Genomic DNA, 21,623 nt, shown 5'->3' with positions numbered 1-21,623 from the left:
ACGCTCAAGACAGGCAGCCGATTCCGTTCTCACGGAAACGGCTCCAGGGCCGCCCGCTTCATCCTCGATCGACGACGAGTACCTCATGGCGACCGACATCCTGATGCCCGCCCTCTCTCCGACCATGGAAGAGGGGAAGCTCGCCAAATGGCTCAAGAAAGAGGGCGACCCGGTGAAATCCGGCGACGTCCTCGCCGAGATCGAGACCGACAAGGCGACGATGGAGGTCGAGGCCATCGACGAGGGCGTACTCGCCAAAATCCTCATCGCCGAGGGCACCGAGGGGGTGAAGGTCAACACCCCGATCGCGATCATCGCGGCGGACGGCGAAGACGTCGCCGCGGCGGCGGCAGGTGGTGGCAAGAAGGCCGACGGCGCCGATTCCGTTGGCCAGCCCGCCCCGACCCCGACGATGCAGGCGGAAGGGCATGCCTCGGCGCCGGCCGCGACCGCCAAGACCGGCGACGACAAGGCCAATGCGCCGGCGAGCCCGGCGGTGATCACCAACAAGACGCCGGCCCCGGTGATGGCCGAGTTCCCGGAAGGGACCGAGATGGTCACCACCACCGTGCGCGAGGCGCTTCGCGACGCCATGGCCGAGGAGATGCGCCGCGAGGACTCCGTCTTCGTGATCGGCGAGGAGGTCGCCGAATACCAGGGCGCCTACAAGATCACCCAAGGTCTGCTGCAGGAATTCGGTGCGCGCCGCGTGGTCGATACACCGATCACAGAGCACGGTTTTGCAGGTATCGCAGTGGGTGCCGCCTATACCGGCCTGCGCCCCATCGTCGAGTTCATGACCTTCAACTTCGCCATGCAGGCGATCGACCACATCATCAACTCGGCGGCCAAGACCCTCTACATGTCCGGCGGCCAGCTCGGCTGTCCGATCGTGTTCCGCGGCCCCAACGGTGCGGCGGCCCGCGTCGGCGCCCAGCACAGCCACGATTACTCGTCGTGGTACTCCAGCGTGCCCGGCCTCAAGGTGATCGCGCCCTACACGGCGTCGGACGCCAAGGGCCTGCTCAAGGCGGCGATCCGCGACCCGAACCCGATCATCTTCCTCGAGAACGAAATTCTCTACGGCCAGAGCTTCCCGGTGCCGAAGCTCGACGATTTCGTGCTGCCCATCGGCAAGGCCCGCATCCACCGCCCCGGCACCGATGTGACGATCGTCTCGTTCTCCATCGGCATGACCTATGCGCTGAAGGCCGCGCAGGCGCTTGCCGAGCAGGGCATCGAGGCCGAGGTGATCGACCTGCGCACCCTGCGCCCGATGGACACCGATACGGTCATCGAGTCGGTGAAGAAGACCGGTCGCTGTGTCACCGTGGAGGAAGGCTTCCCGCAATCGGGAATCGGCGCCGAGATCTCGGCCCGCCTGATGGTCGATGCCTTCGACTATCTCGACGCCCCGGTCCTGCGCGTCACCGGCAAGGACGTCCCGATGCCGTATGCCGCCAACCTCGAAAAGCTCGCGCTGCCCAACGTCGCCGAGGTGATCGAGGCGGTCAAAGCCGTCTGCTACCGCTAAAAAACCCAGCGCTCGTCCCGCGTCGTGACGGCGAGGGACGTGGAGCCGAGGATCATGACGGATAAATTCGTAGAACTCTCCGCCCCACCCGATGCCGTCGAGAACGGTGGCATCGAGGTCGTCCGGGCCAGCGTGGTCGACGGCGCGGTGAGCGTCGCGCTGCGGCGCTCGTTCGACGATCCCTTCACCTGGGGCCGGCTTCTGATCGATCTCGCCCGACAGGCGGCCCGCGTCTACGCGCTGGAGACCGAGATGTCGGAGGAGGACGCCTTCGAGCGCATTCGCGCCGGACTCGAATCCGAGAAATTCGATCCGGATGAGTCCTCCGGTGCGAACACCCTGAACTGAACGAACCAGACCAACGCCAGCCCGCTTCCGATCAGGATAACCGCCGATGCCGATCAACGTCCTGATGCCCGCCCTGTCGCCGACGATGGAAAAGGGCAACCTCGCCAAGTGGCTCAAGAAAGAGGGCGACCTGGTTAAATCCGGTGACGTCCTCGCCGAGATCGAGACCGACAAGGCAACGATGGAGGTCGAGGCGATCGACGAGGGCGTACTCGCCAAGATCCTGGTCGCCGAAGGCACGGCGGACGTGCCGGTGAACGACCTGATCGCGATCATCGCCACCGAAGGCGAAGACCCGGCCAGCATCCAGGCCCCCGCTGCCGGCGGTGCTGCGGCGCCTGCTCCCAAAGCCGAGGCCCCGGCGCAGAACTCCACGCCCGGCGGCGGCACCATGGCCTATGCCCGCGTGGATGCGGCCCCGGAAGGTGCCAAACCGGCATCGGCGCCGGCCACCGGCGGTCGCATCGTCGCGTCGCCGCTCGCCCGCCGCATCGCCGGCCAGGAGGGCGTCGACCTCTCGGCGGTGACGGGCTCCGGCCCGCATGGCCGGATCATCGAGCGCGACGTGCGCGCCGCCATGGCCAGCGGCACAACCAAGGCCGCGCCGGCGCCGACCGCAGCCGCGTCCACTCCCGCCGCAGCGCCGCCGAAGGCAGCCGCCCCCGCCGGTGCCAGCGGTCCTGTCGGCCTCACCACCGATCAGGTTCGCGGCTTCTACGCCAAGGGCTCCTACGAGGAGGTGCCGCTCGACGGCATGCGCAAGACCATCGCCAAGCGCCTCACCGAGGCGATGCAGGTGGCGCCGCACTTCTACCTCACTGTGGATTGCGAACTCGACGCGCTGATGGCCCTGCGCGAGCAGCTCAACAAGAGCGCCGGCACGACGAAGGACGGCAAGCCGCTGTTCAAGCTCTCGGTCAACGACTTCGTCATCAAGGCGATGGGCCTCGCTCTGATGCGGGTGCCGGCGGCCAACGCCGTCTGGGCTGAGGATAGAATCCTCCGCTTCAACAACGCCGAGGTCGGCGTCGCCGTCGCGATCGACGGTGGCCTGTTCACCCCGGTGATCCGTAGGGCCGACCAGAAGACCCTCTCCACCATCTCGAACGAGATGAAGGACTTCGCGGCCCGCGCCCGCGCCAAGAAGCTCAAGCCCGACGAATACCAGGGCGGCGTCACCTCCGTGTCGAACCTCGGCATGTTCGGCATCAAGCACTTCACCGCGGTGATCAACCCGCCGCAATCCTCGATCCTAGCGGTGGGTGCGGGCGAGAAGCGCGTCGTGGTCAAGGACGGCGCGCCGGCCGTGGTCCAGGTGATGACCGCCACCATGTCCTGCGATCACCGGGTGCTCGACGGGGCACTGGGCGCCGAGCTGATCTCGGCCTTCAAGGCACTGATCGAGAGCCCGATGGGCATGCTGGTCTGACTTCGGTAACGCCACCCTCGCTAGCCCTCACCCCCGACCCCTCCCCATAAGGGAGGGGATTAGGAGCGCCCCATGGCCGACACCTATGACATCCTCATCATCGGCGCCGGACCCGGCGGCTACGTAGCGGCGATCCGCGCGGCGCAGCTCGGGTTCAAGACTGCGGTGATCGACCGTGAGCATCTCGGTGGCATCTGCCTGAACTGGGGCTGCATCCCGACCAAAGCCCTGCTGCGCTCGGCCGAAATCTACCACTACATGCAGCATGCCGGCGATTACGGCCTCTCGGCGGAGAAGGTCGGCTTTGACACGGCCGCCATCGTCAAGCGCTCACGCGGCGTCTCGGCCCGTCTCAACGGCGGCGTCGGCATGCTGCTGAAGAAGAACAAGGTCGACGTCATCTGGGGCGAAGCGACCATCGAGGCCGGAGCCCAGGGCAACCAGCCCGGCAAGGTCACCGTCAAGGAGACCAGTCGCGCGCCGGCCCCCAAGGGCGCGCTCGCCGCGGGCTCCTACAGCGCAAAGCACATCATCATCGCCACCGGGGCACGGCCCCGCGCCATTCCGGGCATCGAGCCGGACAAGAAGCAGATCTGGACCTACTACGAGGCGATGGTCCCCGAGACCATGCCGAAGTCGCTCCTCGTGATGGGCTCGGGCGCCATCGGTATCGAGTTCGCCTCGTTCTATCGCACCATGGGTGCGGAGGTGACGGTGATCGAGCTCCTGCCGCAGATCCTCCCCGTCGAGGATGCGGAGATCGCCGGGCTCGCGCGCAAGCGCTTCGAGAAGCAGGGCATCAAGATCCTGACCGGCGCGAAGGTCACCAAGGTGGAGAAGTCGGCCGACTCCGTCACCGCCACGATCGAGACGACGGACGGCAAATCGCAGCAATTGAGCGCGGAAAAGCTGATCTCGGCGGTGGGCGTCGTCGGCAACATCGAGAATCTCGGGCTGGAAAAGATCGGCCTCAAGATCGATCGCGGTATCGTCGTCACCGATGGGCTGGGGCGCACCAACGTCCCGGGCGTCTACGCCATCGGCGACGTCGCCGGGCCGCCGATGCTCGCCCACAAGGCCGAGCACGAGGGCGTCCTCTGCGTCGAGACGATCAAGGGCCTGCACACCCACGCCATGGACAAGGCCAAGATCCCCGGCTGTACCTATTGCCAGCCGCAGATCGCCAGCGTCGGGCTCACCGAGGCCAAGGCCAAGGAGCAGGGTTTCGCCGTGAAGGTCGGCCGCTTCCCGTTCGCGGGCAACGGCAAGGCCATCGCGCTCGGGGAGCCGGACGGCATGGTCAAGACGGTGTTCGACGCCAAGACCGGCCAGTTGCTCGGTGCCCACATGGTCGGCGCCGAAGTGACCGAGCTGATCCAGGGCTACGTCGTCGCCATGAACCTCGAGACCACCGAGGAGGACCTGATGCACACGGTCTTCCCGCACCCGACCCTGTCCGAGATGATGCACGAAAGCGTGCTCGATGCGTATGGCAAGGTGATCCATAGCTGATCGTCGGTGACATCAGACGACCTCGGCCGCCTGCGAGCCCAGCGCAGGCGGCCGTCTCAGGCCCACGTGCGAAGCGGCCCTTCCGCCGCCATCGCTCAGGGGGGCTGATCGTTGCTGGTCACGGGCCAAGTCCGTCTTTGGCCGCCGACGCCGTTCGGAGCACCGAGTACAGCGAACAAAGACTCGCGCCCTCCGACCTTCGATCAGTAACCGGAAGCGGTCATTCGAAGAGTGCGGAGAGGTCCGGCAAGCAGAACCTTTTTCGGGCCAGCCAGTCCCGGGCCAATCGACAGGGATCGAGACAAGACGTCCCGGAAAAGTTTTCGTAGCCAAGACACAGCGGAATTGTAAAAACCCGAGGCCTCGGCCGCACTGTTCGACGCCCGGCGGCGGCGATGAGGTTTTCGCTCATGCTCGGCCTGCACACGCTGCAATACCCGTTCCTGTTCAGTGTCCCGCTCGTGAGTCAGGTGATCGGTCTGCGGGGCCTGTTCATTCGGCCGCCACGGAATTGGGATCCGGCCACGCCCATCATGGCGCAGTTCCTCAGTCTCGATCCACCGATCTTCTGCTGCCAGCCACAACCCTGGCCGTTCGGCGCAGCCCATTACCTCGCGGCGCGGTTTCCCGACGAACCGCTGGTCTTCCTGCAACCGATCACCATGAGCCTCGAACGCCGCGCCTTCGCCCTGGCCTTGGCGGCACAGCATCGTCGCTTCCGTAGAGCGCATCCCCGCGCGCGGCTCATCCTCATGGCCAATACCCAGGCCGAGGAGCTGTTGCTGCGAAAGCTCGGGGTCGACGTGCACCTGATCCCGCAGAACATGTTCATCGACGAGACGATGTACCATCCGATTCCGGGACAGGAACGGCGGTGCGACGCGATCTACAATGCCCAGCTCGCGCCCTTCAAGCGGCACGAATTGGCCCGTCTCGTGCCGAGCTGCGCCTATGTGACCAAGATGTTCAAGAGTTGGTCGCCGCACTTGAAACGGGCGCAGCTCGACCGCTTCGTTCGCGCCTTGCCGCATGGCCACACGATCCTCAACGACATCGGCGCCGATGACGTCGTCGCGATGGACCATCTGCGCGTGAACGCGGCGATGGCCTCCGCCCATGTCGGTCTGTGCCTCTCCCGCCTGGAAGGCGCCATGTACGCGAGCAGCGAGTACCTGCTGGCGGGATTGCCGGTGGTCTCCACCCGCAGCCAGGGCGGGCGCGACACCTTCTTCCATCCGGACACGACCCTCATCGTTGCGGACGACCCCCGCGCCGTGCAGGACGGTGTCGCAGCCATGAAGGCGCGGGCCATTCCGCCCGACTACGTGCGTGCCACGACCTTGCGGCTGATGACCATCGAGCGTGAGCGCTTCAACACCTTCATCGACGGTTTGCGGGAAACCGCAGCGCGGCACACAAACCGGGATGCGCGTCGGGATCAGGTCGAGCGGACAGACCCGCGCTGGTCCTTCGATTATTTTCACAAGCTTTCGCGGTTCGGACACCTGTCGGATTTCGAGGCGCAACTGTCCGCCAGCCTCAATCGGTCCCCGACGGCGGCGATGAAGGCGGGAGCGGCCAGCAACGCCTGACGAATGGGATGCCGTGTCGCGCGATCGCAACGCGGTGGGTTTGCAGCTTCGTGTTCGAGGGCTTACGTCAAGGGACCTTGTCCGCCTGTCGCGGGCAGACTCCGCGGTGTGGCATGGCCGTCGTCCTCGACCTTCTCCGAAACGACCAGCGGCCGCGGCATCCCGAGAAGGCGCATCGCCCGGATCAGCCGATCCAGCGCAAGCCCGACTGGATTCGGGTGAAGGCGCCCGGCTCGGCCGGCTGGGCCGAGACCCGTGCCATCGTCAAGGAACACGGTCTCGTCACGGTGTGCGAGGAAGCGGGCTGCCCCAATATCGGCGAGTGCTGGGAGAAGAAGCACGCCACCTTCATGATCATGGGCGACACCTGCACGCGGGCCTGCGCCTTCTGCAACGTGCGCACGGGCCTGCCGCAGGGCCTCGATGCGCGCGAGCCCGACAACGTCGCGGATTCGGTGGCCAAGCTCGGACTGCACCACGTGGTGATCACCTCGGTGGATCGCGACGATCTCGCCGATGGCGGCGCCGAGCATTTCGCCCAGACCATCCGGGCGATCCGCGCCCGCAGCCCCGCCACGACCATCGAGATCCTGACCCCCGATTTCCTGCGCAAGGACGGTGCGCTCGAAGTGGTGGTCGCGGCCCGCCCCGATGTGTTCAACCACAACCTCGAGACGGTACCGGGCAACTACCTCACCGTACGGCCCGGCGCCCGCTACTTCCATTCGGTGCGGCTGCTGCAGCGGGTCAAGGAGCTCGATCCGACGATCTTTACCAAATCCGGCATCATGGTCGGCCTCGGTGAGGAGCGGAACGAGGTGGTCCAGCTCATGGACGACCTGCGTTCGGCAGATGTCGACTTCCTCACGGTCGGACAGTATCTGCAACCGACGAAGAAGCACCACGAGGTGGTGCGTTTCATGCCGCCCGACGAGTTCAAGTCCCTGGAGACGACAGCGTATTCCAAGGGTTTCCTGCTCGTCTCGGCAACGCCGCTGACCCGTTCCTCCCACCATGCCGGCGAGGATTTTTCGCGATTGAAGGCGGCCCGCGTCGCCCGTCTCGCGCATTCCGCCAACGCCTGAGTCTTCATGCCGTCTTTCCGGATCGACCGCGCGGTGCGCCATTCACCGCAGCAGATGTACGACCTCGTCGCCGACGTGGAGCGCTACCCCGAGTTCCTGCCGCTGTGCGAGTCCCTGCGCGTCCTGCGCCGGCAGACCGGTGAGGACGGCGTCGAGGTGCTCGTGGCCGAGATGGGCGTGGGCTACAAGGCGATCCGCGAGCGTTTCACCACCCGGGTCACCCTCGATCGGGCAAACATGAAGATCGTGGCCGAGTACATCGACGGACCGTTCCGGCACCTCGAGAACCGGTGGCTCTTCAAGGAGGGCGCGGACGGCGGCTGCACCATCGATTTCTTCATCACCTACGAGTTCAAGAGCCGGACTCTGGGGCTGCTCATGGGTTCGATGTTCGACCGCGCCTTCCGCAAGTTCACCGACGCCTTTGAGGCGCGCGCCGGGCGGGTTTACGGCGCCGCCTGACAGACGGTCGGCCGCTACCTGAGGTGCGGCGTGACCTTCGCCTCGAGCAACCGGATCAGGTCCGGCTCCATGAAATCGTAGACGTCCGGAATGTCGAGGCAGATCAAGCGGACTTGGTTCAGGGCCGCTCGATGTCGGCGTTGTAGTTTCGCGCGATGTTTGCGCTCCATCACGAAGACGATCTCCGCCCAGGCGAGATGCTCGGTGCTCAGCACCTCGTCGGCGTCGTGATCGATACCGGCAGACGCCACGGCCAGGTCGGCCCGTTTCGAGAAGATCTGTTCGGCGGTCGGGCTGCGCAGGCGGTTGCGGCCGCAGACGAACAGGACGTTTCGCACCCGGCTCAGGGCAGGGCGCTTTCGAGCAGGCCGAGGGCATCCGCCACGGCCCGTCGGCGAATCTCGGCGCGCCCGAGGTCACCGTACCGGGCCTCACGATGGCCTACCGGTCCATTCTTCGTCGCCAAGCCGAAATGCACCAGCCCGACCGGCTTGTCGGCAGTACCGCCGCCGGGGCCGGCGATGCCGGTGATCGCTACGGCGACGTCGGCCCGCGAATGGGCGAGGGCGCCGTCCGCCATGGCGCGCGCCACCGGTTCGCTCACCGCCCCGTGGCGGGCGATGAGGTCGGGCGGCACGCCGATCGCCTCGGCCTTGGCATCGTTCGAATAGGTGACGAAGCCGCGCTCCACCACCGCGGAGGAGCCCGGTACCGCCGTCAGGAGCCCGGCGACGAGGCCGCCGGTGCAGGATTCGGCCGTGGCGATCCGCAACCCCGCCGCCGTGTAGGCGGCGATCACAGCCTCCGCACGCGCGAGCAGGACGGGATCGTCGATCACGCCCGGCGCTCGGTGGTCTCGGCTTCGGCGTTAACCTCGGCACAGATCTCCGGCAGGCGCACCGTGGCGGCGGCCTGGGCGGCGAGGCCCTCGGCGCGGCCGACGAAGCCGAGCTTCTCGGTGGTGGTCGCCTTGATCGAAACCGAGGTCAGCGGCACACCGGCGATCTCGGCGATGCGGGCGCGGATCGCTTCGCGATGGGCGCCGATGCGCGGGGCCTCGGCCAGCACCGTGATGTCGAGATGGTCGATCTTGCCGCCGCGTGCCCGCACCAATTCCACCGCGTGGGCAAGGAAGCGATCGGAGGAGGCGCCGCGCCACTGCTCGTCGCTGGGCGGGAAATGCGTGCCGATATCCCCGTCGGCGATGGCGCCGAGCAGCGCGTCGGTGAGCGCGTGCAACGCCACGTCACCATCCGAATGGGCGAGCACGCCGCGGTCGGCGGGAATCTTCACGCCGCCAAGCCAGACATGGTCGCCATCGGTGAAGGCATGCACGTCGAATCCGGTGCCGAGGCGGGTCACGTAGGTGGTCATGGCGGAGGCTCCAGGCTGTCCGGATGCGGCAGGGTCGGACCCGGAGAAGCTGCGATCGGCCTCGATCAGGTCGGTGGGCTGGGTGATCTTGCGGTTGCGGATATCGCCTTCGAACACGACCACCGAGAGTCCGGCCCATTCGGCCAGCGCTCCATCGTCGGTGAAGCCGTCGAGGCCGGCCCGCATCGCCGCATGATGAGCATCGAGCAGGAGCGGGAAGGCGAAGGCCTGCGGCGTCTGAACGGCGCGCAGGTTTTCGCGGGCGGGCGTCTCGCGCACCCGGCCGATGCCGGGGGCGAGGTCTTCCACCAGCTTGATCGTGTCGGTGACGGCGATGCCCGGAACGGCGGCGCCATGGTCGCGACCGGCGGCGAGAGCCCGGTCGATCAAGCCGGCATCCACGTAGGGGCGGGCGGCATCGTGAACGAGGACCAGCTCGGGCGCACCGGCGGCCGCCAGGGCTTCGAGGCCGGCCCGCACCGAAAGCTGACGGGTAGCACCCCCCTTCACCGGAGCCGCGAGTTTCGCGCGCAGGATGGGGTCGAGATCGTCGAGGCAGGCGTGGTAGAACGCCGCAGCATCGGGCGCGATCACCGGCTGGATTCGGGTGATGCCGTCGTGCACGGCGAGCGCCGCGAGCGTGCGCGTCAGGACGGCCTGACCGCCGACGCGGCGGTACTGCTTGGGGCGGTCGCCGCCGATACGGATGCCGCGACCGGCCGCGACCACCACTGCCGCCGCTGGGAACGCGGTACCGGACATGAACTTCCTCGCGCGCAGGCTTTGGGACGGCCTGTCGTTTAAGCGGGGGAGTCGCGTAAATCAAATCGCGCAAGCCGCTTGCGCCTTCGGACGATTTGTCTATTTGTTGTGCACAATGTGGGCTGATGATTATTTGAGCGTTCTGCGCTCGTCCGAGACGGTTGGGAGCTCTGTCGCGAGACGGGCCACCGGCGGGTCGGCGCCGGTTTTGCTGGCGCCGCTGTCGGGTGTCACCGACGTGCATTTTCGGCGAATCGTGCGCAGGCTCGGCGCAAGTGCAGTGGTCTCCGAGATGGTGGCGGCGGCCGAGTTCGCGCGCGGCGCCACCGAGGCCCGCCTGCGCGCTGAAGGTGGCGGCATCGACCCGCACGTGGTCCAGCTTGCCGGGTGCGCGCCGGAGCCGATGGCCGAGGCCGCGCGCCTGGCCGAAGCCAGCGGCGCCGACGTGATCGACATCAACATGGGCTGTCCGGCCAAGGTCGTTACCGGCGGAGCCTCCGGATCGGCGCTGATGCGCGATATCGAGGGCGCCACGCGCATTCTCGCCGCCGTGCGCGGTGCGGTCGCGATCCCCGTCACGGTCAAGATGCGGCTCGGGTGGGACCATGCCACCCTCAACGCTGCCGATCTCGCCCGCCGCGCCGAAGGGCTCGGCTTCAATGCCGTCACCGTCCATGGCCGCACGCGTCAGCAATTCTACAAGGGCCAGGCCGATTGGGCGGCGATCCGCACCGTGGTCGACGCAGTGACGATTCCGGTGGTCGCCAACGGCGACGTGACCACCCTCGCCGAGGCGCGCGCCTGCCTCGCGCAATCGGGCGCGGCCGGGGTGATGATCGGCCGTGCCGCGATCGGACGCCCCTGGCTCGTGGGGGAGATCGCCGCGGGGCTTTCCGGCACAGCCGCCCCGGTCCTGTCGAACAACGACCGCGCGGCCCTGGCGGTGCAGCATTACGAGGGGCTGCTCATCCTGTACGGCGCGCGCATGGGCGTGCGCCACGCCCGCAAGCATCTGGCAGCCTATGCCGAGGCCGGCGGCGGCCTGAACCCGGAGGATCGCATGCGGCTCCTCACCACCAACGATCCGGCCCTCGCCAGTGCGCTGCTTTCGCAGGCGTTCCTGGGCGAGAGGGCCGTCCTCGACAACGCTCAGCACCAACGGCCATCGATCGAGGAGGCGGCATGAATACGGGAGCCGACGCGACCGGCGCGGGCTTCGCGCTGCCGACCAGCGAGGCGGTGATCAACGCCCTGCCGCTACCGGTGCTCACCATCGGGGCGGACGACCGCATCCTGCACGTGAACCATGCCGGCGAGACCTTCTTCGACCATTCCGCCCGGCTGATGCAGCGGCGGCGCCTGTCCGACATCATCCCCTTCGCCTCGCCGATCAGCGCCCTGGTGTCGGAGGTGCGCCGGCGCCGGGCGAGCGTGAGCGAGTATGGGGTCGAACTGGTCCAGCCGCGCTCCGGCCTGGAGCGCAGCGTCGACGTGTTCGCGACACCGCTGGGCGATGACGAGGAGGTGGTGGTGCTGATGCTTCAGGAGCGCACCATCGCCGACAAGATGAACCGCCAGCTCACTCATCGGGGTGCGGCGCGCTCGATGGTGGCCCTCGGCGCGATGCTCGCCCACGAGATCAAGAACCCGCTCGCCGGCATCCGCGGCGCGGCCCAGCTCCTCGAGCAATCCGCCGATGAGGACGACCGGCTCCTGACCCGGCTGATCTGCGACGAATCCGACCGGATCGTGCGCATCGTCGAGCGCATGGAGCTGTTCGGCGACGAGCGTCCGGTGGAGCGCAGCTCGGTCAACGTCCACGGCGTGCTCGATCAGGTGAAGCGCTCGGCCCAATCCGGCTTCGCGCGCCACATCCGCTTCGTCGAGACCTACGATCCTTCGCTGCCACCGGTGCTCGGCAACCGCGACCAGCTCGTCCAGGTCATCCTCAACCTGGTCAAAAACGCCGCCGAAGCCATCGGCGCCGACACGGTCGACGGCGAGATCACCCTCTCCACCGCCTTTCGCACCGGCTTGCGCCTGCAGGTGCCCGGCTCGCGCGAGCGCGTCAGCCTGCCGATCGAGGTGGCGGTGCGCGACAACGGGCCGGGCGTCACGCCCGACCTTCTGCCCGACCTGTTCGACCCCTTCGTCACCACGAAGACGCAAGGGTCCGGCCTCGGACTTGCATTGGTCGCCAAGATCGTCGGCGATCACGGCGGTATCGTCGAATGCGATCCGGTCCCGCGCCGGACCACCTTTCGCCTTCTTCTCCCCATGTCGAGCGCCCGCGATGGGCGCGAATCGTCCGCGGAGCTGTAGAGTCGCGTCATGCCCAACGGACACATCATCGTCGCGGACGACGACGCCGCCATCCGCACCGTCTTGAATCAGGCGCTGTCGCGGGCCGGCTACGAAGTCCGCTCCACCGGAAACTGCGCGACGCTCTGGCGCTGGGTCGCGCAAGGCGAGGGCGATCTCGTCATCACCGACGTGGTGATGCCCGACGAGAACGTGTTCGACCTGCTGCCGCGGATCAAGCGCGTGCGCCCGGAACTGCCGATCATCGTCATGAGCGCGCAGAACACGTTCATGACCGCGATCCGCGCTTCCGAGCGCGGCGCCTACGAATATCTCCCCAAGCCCTTCGACCTGAAGGAGCTGATCGCCATAGTCGGGCGTGCGCTGTCGCGGCCGCGCGGGACGCCGGCGCCGGGAGCGGATCCCGGCAACGAGGATATCCCGCTGGTCGGCCGCTCGCCGGCCATGCAGGAGATCTACCGGGCGCTCGCCCGCCTGATGCCCACCGATCTCACGGTGATGATCACCGGCGAATCCGGCACCGGCAAGGAATTGGTGGCCCGCGCGCTGCACGATTACGGCCGCCGCCGCACCGGGCCGTTCGTGCCCGTGAACATGGCCGCGATCCCGCGTGACCTCATCGAATCCGAACTGTTCGGCCACGAGAAGGGCGCCTTCACCGGGGCGCTGTCGCGCTCGGCCGGCCGGTTCGAGCAGGCGGAGGGCGGCACCCTGTTTCTCGACGAGATCGGCGACATGCCGATGGAGGCGCAGACCCGCCTGCTGCGCGTGCTGCAGCAGGGCGAGTACACCACCGTCGGCGGCCGGGTTCCGATCAAGACCAACGTCCGCATCATCGCGGCGACCAACAAGGATCTTCGCGTCTCGATCCAGCAGGGCATTTTTCGCGAGGATCTGTTCTTCCGCCTCAACGTGGTCCCGCTGCGGCTTCCGGCCCTGCGCGAGCGGTCGGAGGACGTGCCCGACCTGATCCGCCACTTCTTCGTGATGGTCGAGCGCGAGGGTCTCAGCCGCAAATCCCTCGACGGCGAGGCGATGGAGCGACTCAAGCGCTATCGCTGGCCCGGTAACGTCCGCGAACTCGAGAACCTCGTCCGGCGCCTCGCCGCGCTCTACCCGCAGGAGACGATCACCGGCCCGGTGATCGAGGCCGAACTCGACACCTTGCCCCTGGCCCACAGCCAGCCGAGCAACGGCGCCCCGCGAAAAGGCAGCAACGGCGAGGCCGAAACCCTGTCCGGCGCGGTGGAGCGCCATCTGGCCGAGTATTTCGGCGGTTATCGCGACACGCTACCTCCACCCGGCCTCTACCACCGGATCCTACGCGAGATCGAAGGCCCGCTCATCGGCGCGGCGCTGGCCGCAACCCGCGGCAATCAGATCCGCGCGGCGGAACTGCTCGGCGTCAACCGCAACACCCTGCGCAAGAAGGTCCGCGACCTCGACCTGCAGGTGTTTCGCAATTCACGCTGAGGGTCCGGCAGGTTTGCTGATGGACGAAATCGATCGGCCCTGAAGACAAGAAAACGGCCGCTTCCCTCGGGGAAGCGGCCTTTCCTTTTCGACAAGATTGCGCGCGCTGTGTCCGCACGTGACTTCGGCCCTACAGCCCTTCCGAACCGCCATCCGAGCGCGGGTCGTGCACGGCCTCGACACGTCCGTTGCCGGGATGCCGCACGATCATCCCGGCATGGCCGAGTGAGTCGATGTAGGCACCGCCGAGTTCCTCGACCGCGTGGCCCATGGAGCGCAGGGCGCGGATGCAATCGGGATCGAAGCGGTCCTCGACCTTCACGGTGAGGGATTCCGCACCCCAGGTACGGCCATAGAGCAACCGCGGCGCATCGACGGCCGCCAGCGGGCTCATCCCGTAATCGGCGTAGCGCGTATAGGTCTGCGCCTGGAACTGGGGCTGCCCGTCGCCGCCCATCGAGCCGTACGACATGACCCGGCCATCGTCGAAGCAGGCGAGCGCCGGGATCAGGGTATGGAACGGCCGCCGGCCGGGCTCGAGCGGGTTGACCGCATGCGCGTCGAGGGAGAACGAGGTGCCGCGGTTCTGCCAATGGATGCCGGTCTTCGGCAGCACCATGCCGGAGCCATACTCCCAGTAGATCGACTGGATGTAGGAGACGGCCAGCCCATCCTTGTCGATGGCGCCCATCCACACCGTATCGCCCTCGCCCGGATTGCGCAGGGGAATGCTGGCCGCCCGGCTCATGTCGATCTGTGCCGCCTCGCGGTCGAGGCGTTCGGGCGTCAGGAAGCTTGCCGGGTCGACGTCGAGCCGGTCGAAATCGGTGACGATCCGATCGCGGATCGCGAAGGCGCGCTTCGTCGCCTCGATGAGCCCGTGATAATGCGCCGCCGTCTCCGGGCGCGCGATCTTCAGCCGGTCGAAGATGCCGAGGATCAGGAGCGCAGCGACCCCTTGGGTCGGGGGCGGGAAATTGTACAGCGTCGCATCGCGCCGGCGCAGGGTGAGGGGCGCGCGTTCGCGCGGCGCGTAGGCTTTGAGGTCGGCGCGGGTCACCGGCGAACCGAGACGATCGAGATCGGCGGCGATCTCGCGGCCGAGATCGCCGCGATAGAAGTCGTCGAGCCCGGCATGGGCGAGCTGATCGAGGGTGTCGGCGAGAACCGGCAGTCGGCGGACGATGCCGGCCGCGTAGGGCTTGCCGTCGTCGAGGAACGTCTGCGCAAAATTCGGCTGGTCGTGGAGGGTGTCGATCTCCTTGGGCACGTAGCGCGCTTCGGAGGGCGACACCGCGACGCCGTCGCGGGCGTGGCGGATCGCATCCGCCAACAGGGTCTGCAAAGGCAGCCGGCCACCGAGCGCGCGGGCAAGATCGAGGGCGAGGCTCCAGCCGCCGATGGCACCGGCCACGGTGAGCGCCGCGTCGGGTCCGCGCGAGGGCAGGACCTCGTAGCCCTTCTCGCGGTAGCGCCGGATCGTCGCGAGGCTGCCGGCCGGCCCGCAGGCCTCGATGCCGCGCACCCGGCCACCGCGCTCGCGCACCAGCCAGAAGCCGTCCCCGCCGATGCCGTTCATATGCGGATAGACCACCGCGATGGTCGCCGCCATCGCCGCCATCGCCTCGATGGCATTGCCACCCTGCGCGAGCACCGTCTGCCCGGAGCGCGCGGCGAGGTGATGGGGCGCAGCGACGGCGGCCGACGCGTAGACGGGGGTGTCTGGCATGCTGATCTCTAAAATCGGGAGGTGTTGAGAGTAGTGCATTTTCGGGACGCGTCGATGCGTTCGAAGCCCTGACGGGATTGCGACCGCGCTGGCGACAGCCCTCACTCGGATTGCTCCGTCGAACCGACCGTAAGAAGCGAATCCGGTGCGCCAGAAACCCGATTCGTATTAATTTCGCCACACTGTTGTGGCGATGCATCAGCCATGGCGTGGCTGCAACGTTTCAAGACAAAAGAGACCGCCGACACGGCGTCCGGGCTCATCGAGAAGCCCGGCGAAGGTGCGGACGCGGAGGACGGCGAGGAGGTTTCGGCGTCGCTGAAGCCCGGCCCGCGCGGGCCCGGATGGGTCGGTGCGCTGGTGGTCGGTACGGCGCTGGTCTCGGCGATCGCCACGTTCCTGATCTTGGCCGGCGTGATCCGCGTCATGAAGACGCCCACGGTCGGCCTGACGCTTCTCGGCATCAACGTCTTCTTGGTGCTCAGCCTCGTGGTGATCATCGCCTGGGAGGCGCGGGTCTTCCTGCATGCTCGGCGCACCAACGCGGCGGTGGCGCGGCTCCACACCCGCATCGTCGGCCTGTTCAGCCTCATCGCCGTTCTCCCCACCGTCCTGCTCGCCGTAGTGGCCGCCGTGACCATCGACCGGGGCCTGTCGCTCGGCTTCACCGACCGGGTACGCGACGTGGTGCTGAAATCGGTGGAAGTGGCGGATGCCTACCAAGAGAACCAGTGCCAGAGTCTCGCCCGCGAGATCCGCATCCTCACCGACGACCTCACCCGCGCGCGCCCGAATTTCGACGTGAACCGGCAATGGTTCGAGAGCTTCCTCACCGCGCGCGCGACCGCCCTGGGCCTGCCCGTGGCCGAGATCATGCGCGGGCCCAACGAGGTGGTGGCACGGGCCAAGATCGACACCTTGAAGGAGCGACGCCTGCCTTCGGCCGCCGCCTTCGAGGACGCGGCGAAATCCACCGACCCGATCTGCCTCGTGCCGAGCGAGGGCAGGGTCTTCGCAGCCCTCCTGCGGATGCCGGCCTATGACGGGGCGGTGCTGCTGGTGCAGCGCGAGGTCAGCCAGCTCGCCATCGATTTCCCCGGCGTCTCACGCGCCGCGGCGGCGGAATACCTCATCTACGACTCGCTCAAGCGCTCGATCCAGATCAGCTTCGCGTCGGTCTTCGTGCTGATCGCGCTCATCGCCCTGCTGTCGGCGGTGTGGTTCGGACTCAACTTCGCCAACCGCTTCGTCGCGCCGATCCGCCGCCTCATCAACGCGGCGGATCAGGTGGCGTCCGGCAATTTCTACGCGCAGGTGCCGGCGCGAAAGAGCGACGGCGATCTCGCTCATCTCGGCGAGAGCTTCAACAAGATGACACAGGAGCTGCGCCGCCAGCACGACGGTCTGACGGCGGCGAGCGACCTCATCGATCGCCGCCGCCGCTTCACCGAAGCCGTGCTATCGGGCGTTTCGCCTGGGGTCATCGGCGTCGACGAAAGCGGCCTCGTCACCATCGCCAACCCGTCGGTGGAGCGCACGCTGGGCCTGCGGGCCGACGCGATCGTCGGTCGACCGCTGACACAGGCGATTCCCGAACTGGCCGCGCTGTTCCCGGAGGGCGGGGAAGGGCGCCAGCGCGCACTCCAGCAACAGATCCAGCTCACCCGGGACGGGCGCGAGCGCACCGTCACTGTCCGGGTCACGAGTGAGCAGGCGCAAGGGGGCGCGCGCGGCTTCGTGGTGACGCTCGACGACATCACCGACCTCGTCTCGGCCCAGCGCACCTCGGCCTGGGCCGATGTGGCGCGTCGCATCGCCCACGAGATCAAGAACCCGCTCACCCCGATCCAGCTTTCGGCCGAGCGCATCCGGCGCAAGTATGGAAAGGTCATCGTTGCCGACAAGGACGTGTTCGATCAGTGCACGGCGACGATCATCCGCCAGGTCGACGAGATCAAACGCATGGTCGATGAATTCTCGTCCTTTGCCCGGATGCCCAAGCCCGCCATCGCCCGGAACGACCTGAGCGAGATCACCCGCCAGAACCTGTTCATGATGCGTGTCGCCCATCCCGACATGGACTTCTCGTTCACCGAGGCTGCCGAGGAGCGGGTGCTCGCCGCCTTCGACATCCGCCTGCTGTCGCAGGCGATCACCAACATCCTCAAGAACGCGGTGGAGGCGGTGCAGGCGGTGCCGGAGCCCGATCTCGGCAAGGGCCGCGTCGACGTGCGCCTCCTGCTCGAAGACGGGTTCGCGGTGATCGAGGTCACCGACAACGGCAAGGGATTTCCCGCCGAGGGGCGCCAGCGGCTGCTGGAGCCCTATATGACGACCCGCGAAGGCGGGACCGGCCTCGGACTCGCCATCGTCAGCAAGGTGCTGGAAGAGCATGGCGGCGGGATCGAGCTGAACGACAACCCGGAGGGACGGGGCGGACGCGTGCGGATGCGCGTGCCGTGCGACCCTCAGGGTGAGACGACGCCGGAGGGCAAACCCTCCGTGCAGGAAGAGAAGGGCGCCGCGCGGACGGCCCCCCCAATCGCGGAGATGCAGTCATGAGCGCCGATATCCTGATCGTCGACGACGAGGCCGACATCCGCGACCTCGTCGCCGGCATCCTCGACGACGAAGGCCACCGTACGCGCACCGCCGGCGGGTCGGACGAGGCCCTGGCGGCGATCGAGTCGCGCCGGCCCCACCTCGTCTTTCTCGACATCTGGCTGCAGGGTTCGCGCCTCGACGGATTGCAAGTGCTCGATCAGATCAAGGCCGGCCACCCCGACCTGCCGGTGGTCATGATCTCGGGCCACGGCAACATCGAAACCGCGGTGGCGGCGATCAAGGCAGGCGCCTACGACTTCATCGAGAAGCCGTTCAAGGCCGACCGGTTGATCCTGGTGGCCGAGCGGGCGCTGGAGACCTCGCGCCTGCGCCGCGAGGTGCGCGACCTCAAGACCCGTTCGGGGCAGGCGAGCCGGCTCGTCGGCGCCTCGGTGGTGGTCAACCAGTTGCGCCAGACGGTGGAGCGCGTAGCGCCCACCAACGCCCGGGTGATGATCCTTGGCGCACCGGGCTCCGGCAAGGAGCTCTCGGCCCGCACGCTGCACGCCACCTCGACCCGCGCCAGCGGTCCGTTCGTGGTCATCAACGCGGCGACCATCACCCCAGACACGATGGAGGCCGAACTGTTCGGCGTCGAGGCGGGCGAAGGCCGGGCGCGCCGGGTCGGCGCCCTCGAGGAGGCGCATGGCGGATCGCTCTACATCGACGAAGTCGCCGATATGCCGCGCGAGACCCAGAACCGCATCCTGCGCGTCCTCGTCGACCAGAACTTCCAGCGGGTGGGCGGCACCACGCGCGTCCATGTCGACGTCCGCATCATCTCGTCCTCCTCGCGCGATCTCGCCGAGGAGATCGCTGCGGGCCGTTTCCGCGAGGATCTGTTCCACCGGCTCTCGGTGGTGCCGATCCGGGTGCCGTCCCTGTCCGAACGGCGCGAGGATGTGCCGGAGCTGATCAGCTTCTTCATGGAGCAGATTTCGGGCGCCACCGGCCTGCCGCGCCGGCGCATCGCCGAGGACGCCATGGCGGTACTGCAATCGCACGACTGGCCCGGCAACGTGCGCCAGCTGCGCAACAACGTCGAACGGCTGATGATCCTCACCCACACCGATCCGGAGCAGGAGGTAACCTCCGAGATGCTCCCCACCGAGATCGGTGCACTAGTGCCGACCACCCCCAACGGCTCGGGGGGCGAGAAGCTGATGAGCTTGGCTCTGCGCGAAGCCCGCGAAATCTTCGAGCGCGAGTATCTCGTGGCCCAGATCGCGCGATTCTCCGGCAACATCTCGCGCACCGCGGAGTTCATCGGAATGGAGCGTTCCGCCCTGCACCGCAAGCTGAAGTCCCTGGGCATCGGCCCGTAAGGGGCTGGCGGCGCTCTTGCATCGCGTAGGCGCTGCGCGTGTAATGGTTGAGGTCGATCACCGTTTCGGATCGATCACTTGGGTTTCAAATTGTAAGGGCCGGGCACCCAAATGTCCGACTGATGAGAACCCGTCATTCGCGGCGGGCGGCAGTGTACGCAAGGATAAGAAAAAATGGCGGGCGAACGCGCTCAGAATCTGCAGGACACGTTCCTGAACCATGTTCGCAAGAACAAGATCCCGCTTACGATCTTCCTCGTCAATGGTGTCAAGCTTCAAGGCGTCGTGACTTGGTTCGACAACTTCTGCGTCTTGCTGCGGCGAGATGGGCACTCACAGCTCGTCTACAAGCATGCGATCTCGACGATCATGCCGGGTCATCCGGTACAGTTGTTCGAGCCCGACGAAACAGCTCCCGAGAAGGCCTGAAGTCCCAAAGCGGCGCGAGACGCGGCAGGTCACTTCGCAGGCCGATCGATCGGATAAGTTTGCCGTGCCCTTGTCTGTGGCCGGCAAACGCCCATTGTCCTGAGACCACAGGACAGGGTTCCAGAAGCACCGCATGACCGAAACGATGACGCCGGGTGAAGCCCGGCTCCAAGCGATGGCCGCCCCCGAGGGCGATATCGCGGCAGCGACCCATACCCTCGTGATCGGCCCCTATCTCAGTCGGGCGGCCATGCGCAGCGGCGGGGCGGCCAGCAACGCGGACATCCTACGCTCCAGCGAGGCGCGCCTCGACGAAGCCTCCGGCCTCGCCGCGGCCATCGAACTCGACGTGGTCGAGGCGATCGTGGCACCGGTCCAGCGCATCCGGCCCTCGACCTATCTCGGCAAGGGCCGGGTGGAAGAGCTGACCGGCGTGATCAAGGCGCAGGAGATCGGCCTCGTCGTGATGGATTGCGCGCTCTCCCCGGTGCAACAGCGCAACCTGGAGAAGGCCTTCGGCTGCAAGGTGATCGACCGGACCGGCCTGATCCTCGAGATTTTCGGGCGTCGCGCCTCGACCCGCGAGGGCACGCTGCAGGTCGAGCACGCCCATCTCGCCTACCAGCGGAGCCGGCTCGTGCGGTCCTGGACCCACCTGGAGCGCCAGCGTGGCGGCTTCGGCTTCCTCGGTGGCCCTGGCGAGACCCAGATCGAGGCCGACCGGCGCATGATCCAGGAGCGGATGACGAAGATCGAGCGCGAGCTCGACAGCGTCACCCGCACGCGCGGCCTGCACCGCCAGAGCCGGGCGCGGGTGCCGTATCCCATCGTCGCTCTCGTCGGCTACACCAATGCCGGCAAGTCGACGCTGTTCAACGCGCTGACCAAGGCGCAGGTGATGGCGCAGGACATGCTGTTCGCCACCCTCGACCCCACGGCGCGGGCGACCAAGCTGCCGCACGGCGAGACCGTGATTCTCTCCGACACGGTGGGATTCATCTCCGAGTTGCCGACCTCGCTGATCGCCGCCTTCCGGGCGACCCTGGAGGACGTGATCGAAGCCGACATCCTGCTCCATATCCGCGACGTCTCGCACGGCGACAGCGAAGCGCAGGCCGAGGATGTCGGGTCGGTCCTGCGCGAACTCGGGATCGAGACCAGCGCGACGCGGATCATCGAGGTCTGGAACAAGGCCGACCTCCTCGATGCGGACGAGCGGACGCGGCTGCTGAACCTGAGCGGGCATGAACGCTCGGACCGCGACAGCGCGGCGCCGGTGCTGGTCTCGGCCCTCACCGGCGAAGGCCTCGCCGCCCTGACCAGCCGGATCGAGGCGCGGATCGCGCGCCAGCGCTCGACCTTCGCGGTGGTCCTGCCACCGGAGGACGGCGCCGCCCTGCACTGGCTCTACGAGAACGCCGAGGTGCTCGACCGGCGCGAGGAGGAGGGCGGAACCATGCATCTGGCGATCCGCATCGCCCCCGAGAAGGAGCCGCGCTTCCTCAACCGCTTCTCAGGGGCCCGCCGGCTCAACCGGTCGAGCTGAGCGGCTCACTTCCGGGACAACGCACATTGGGTAAGGGCGCGGGTCGCCTCTGCTCAATCGATCGCCCGGCGTGCCAGGAGCGGTCCGCGACCTTCGA

18 protein-coding genes are annotated in these 21,623 nt (G+C 67.4%); 14 read left to right on the top strand and 4 right to left on the bottom strand.

The window, feature by feature from the left end; translation table 11 throughout:
* Positions 1–85 precede the first annotated feature (85 nt).
* From G3T14_RS07235 to G3T14_RS07205, 7 genes are all read left to right on the top strand, one after another.
* Positions 86–1,534: a pyruvate dehydrogenase complex E1 component subunit beta gene (locus tag G3T14_RS07235; protein ID WP_163641537.1), complete on the top strand. Its 1,449-nt coding sequence runs from the start codon at positions 86–88 to the stop codon at positions 1,532–1,534.
* Positions 1,535–1,588: 54 nt separating this feature from the next.
* Positions 1,589–1,882, top strand: a complete 294-nt coding sequence (locus G3T14_RS07230) for a DUF5076 domain-containing protein (RefSeq protein ID WP_163641535.1) — start codon at positions 1,589–1,591, stop codon at positions 1,880–1,882.
* Between the two features lie 46 nt (positions 1,883–1,928).
* A complete protein-coding gene (locus tag G3T14_RS07225; protein ID WP_163641533.1) occupies positions 1,929–3,311 on the top strand; it encodes a pyruvate dehydrogenase complex dihydrolipoamide acetyltransferase in 1,383 nt (460 codons plus the stop codon).
* Positions 3,312–3,383: 72 nt separating this feature from the next.
* On the top strand, positions 3,384–4,823 hold the full coding sequence (lpdA, locus tag G3T14_RS07220) for a dihydrolipoyl dehydrogenase (RefSeq protein WP_163641531.1): 1,440 nt from the start codon (positions 3,384–3,386) through the stop codon (positions 4,821–4,823).
* A gap of 395 nt (positions 4,824–5,218) precedes the next feature.
* Positions 5,219–6,415 (top strand): glycosyltransferase, encoded by a 1,197-nt coding sequence (locus G3T14_RS07215; protein WP_163641529.1) that lies wholly within the window; start codon positions 5,219–5,221, stop codon positions 6,413–6,415.
* 113 nt (positions 6,416–6,528) lie between these two features.
* Positions 6,529–7,500 carry a lipoyl synthase gene (gene lipA / locus G3T14_RS07210; RefSeq protein ID WP_163641527.1) on the top strand — a complete coding sequence of 324 codons (972 nt, stop codon included), beginning with the start codon at positions 6,529–6,531 and terminating at the stop codon, positions 7,498–7,500.
* Between the two features lie 6 nt (positions 7,501–7,506).
* Positions 7,507–7,962: a type II toxin-antitoxin system RatA family toxin gene (locus G3T14_RS07205; RefSeq protein WP_163641525.1), complete on the top strand. Its 456-nt coding sequence runs from the start codon at positions 7,507–7,509 to the stop codon at positions 7,960–7,962.
* A gap of 14 nt (positions 7,963–7,976) precedes the next feature.
* Here the strand turns inward: G3T14_RS07205 and G3T14_RS07200 are convergent, their stop codons facing one another.
* Genes G3T14_RS07200 through G3T14_RS07190 form a run of 3 tightly spaced genes read right to left on the bottom strand, consistent with a single transcriptional unit; the run spans position 7,977 to position 10,098 of the window.
* On the bottom strand, positions 7,977–8,300 hold the full coding sequence (locus G3T14_RS07200; RefSeq protein WP_163641523.1) for a protein tyrosine phosphatase: 324 nt from the start codon (positions 8,298–8,300) through the stop codon (positions 7,977–7,979).
* Positions 8,301–8,305: 5 nt separating this feature from the next.
* Complete coding sequence (locus G3T14_RS07195) at positions 8,306–8,800, bottom strand: CinA family protein (RefSeq protein WP_163641521.1); 495 nt, start codon at positions 8,798–8,800, stop codon at positions 8,306–8,308.
* The gene (locus G3T14_RS07190) at positions 8,797–10,098 is read right to left on the bottom strand and encodes a bifunctional 2-C-methyl-D-erythritol 4-phosphate cytidylyltransferase/2-C-methyl-D-erythritol 2,4-cyclodiphosphate synthase (RefSeq protein ID WP_163641520.1); all 1,302 of its coding nucleotides are present in this window, start codon (positions 10,096–10,098) and stop codon (positions 8,797–8,799) included. Before G3T14_RS07190 ends, G3T14_RS07195 begins: the two co-directional genes overlap by 4 nt.
* 115 nt (positions 10,099–10,213) lie before the next feature.
* Here G3T14_RS07190 and dusB point away from each other — a divergent pair, with 115 nt between their 5' ends.
* The 3 genes from dusB to ntrC are packed head-to-tail and all read left to right on the top strand — an operon-like array spanning position 10,214 to position 13,893.
* A complete protein-coding gene (dusB, locus tag G3T14_RS07185) occupies positions 10,214–11,284 on the top strand; it encodes a tRNA dihydrouridine synthase DusB (RefSeq protein WP_163641519.1) in 1,071 nt (356 codons plus the stop codon).
* Positions 11,281–12,420 (top strand): ATP-binding protein, encoded by a 1,140-nt coding sequence (locus tag G3T14_RS07180; protein WP_163641518.1) that lies wholly within the window; start codon positions 11,281–11,283, stop codon positions 12,418–12,420. The genes dusB and G3T14_RS07180 overlap by 4 nt, the downstream gene beginning before the upstream one ends.
* 9 nt (positions 12,421–12,429) lie before the next feature.
* Positions 12,430–13,893 carry a nitrogen regulation protein NR(I) gene (gene ntrC / locus G3T14_RS07175; RefSeq protein WP_163641517.1) on the top strand — a complete coding sequence of 488 codons (1,464 nt, stop codon included), beginning with the start codon at positions 12,430–12,432 and terminating at the stop codon, positions 13,891–13,893.
* 130 nt (positions 13,894–14,023) lie between these two features.
* Here the strand turns inward: ntrC and G3T14_RS07170 are convergent, their stop codons facing one another.
* On the bottom strand, positions 14,024–15,622 hold the full coding sequence (locus G3T14_RS07170) for a gamma-glutamyltransferase family protein (protein ID WP_163641516.1): 1,599 nt from the start codon (positions 15,620–15,622) through the stop codon (positions 14,024–14,026).
* A 204-nt stretch (positions 15,623–15,826) separates the two neighbouring features.
* On the opposite strand from G3T14_RS07170, the gene G3T14_RS07165 reads away from it, so the two are divergent.
* The 4 genes from G3T14_RS07165 to hflX all read left to right on the top strand — a co-directional run bounded on the left by G3T14_RS07165 (position 15,827) and on the right by hflX (position 21,526).
* On the top strand, positions 15,827–18,184 hold the full coding sequence (locus G3T14_RS07165) for a PAS domain-containing sensor histidine kinase (RefSeq protein WP_163641515.1): 2,358 nt from the start codon (positions 15,827–15,829) through the stop codon (positions 18,182–18,184).
* The gene (locus G3T14_RS07160) at positions 18,181–19,551 is read left to right on the top strand and encodes a sigma-54 dependent transcriptional regulator (protein WP_163641514.1); all 1,371 of its coding nucleotides are present in this window, start codon (positions 18,181–18,183) and stop codon (positions 19,549–19,551) included. The genes G3T14_RS07165 and G3T14_RS07160 overlap by 4 nt, the downstream gene beginning before the upstream one ends.
* Positions 19,552–19,725: 174 nt before the next feature.
* Positions 19,726–19,980 carry an RNA chaperone Hfq gene (hfq, locus tag G3T14_RS07155; protein WP_003600267.1) on the top strand — a complete coding sequence of 85 codons (255 nt, stop codon included), beginning with the start codon at positions 19,726–19,728 and terminating at the stop codon, positions 19,978–19,980.
* Positions 19,981–20,113: 133 nt separating this feature from the next.
* Positions 20,114–21,526 (top strand): GTPase HflX, encoded by a 1,413-nt coding sequence (gene hflX / locus G3T14_RS07150; protein ID WP_163641512.1) that lies wholly within the window; start codon positions 20,114–20,116, stop codon positions 21,524–21,526.
* Positions 21,527–21,623 lie beyond the last annotated feature (97 nt).

Source organism: Methylobacterium sp. BTF04, from assembly GCF_010692745.1.
In the GTDB taxonomy this organism is placed as follows: domain Bacteria; phylum Pseudomonadota; class Alphaproteobacteria; order Rhizobiales; family Beijerinckiaceae; genus Methylobacterium.
Note: the sequence above shows the minus strand (reverse complement) of the source record. Positions and strands in the feature narration are given on the sequence as shown.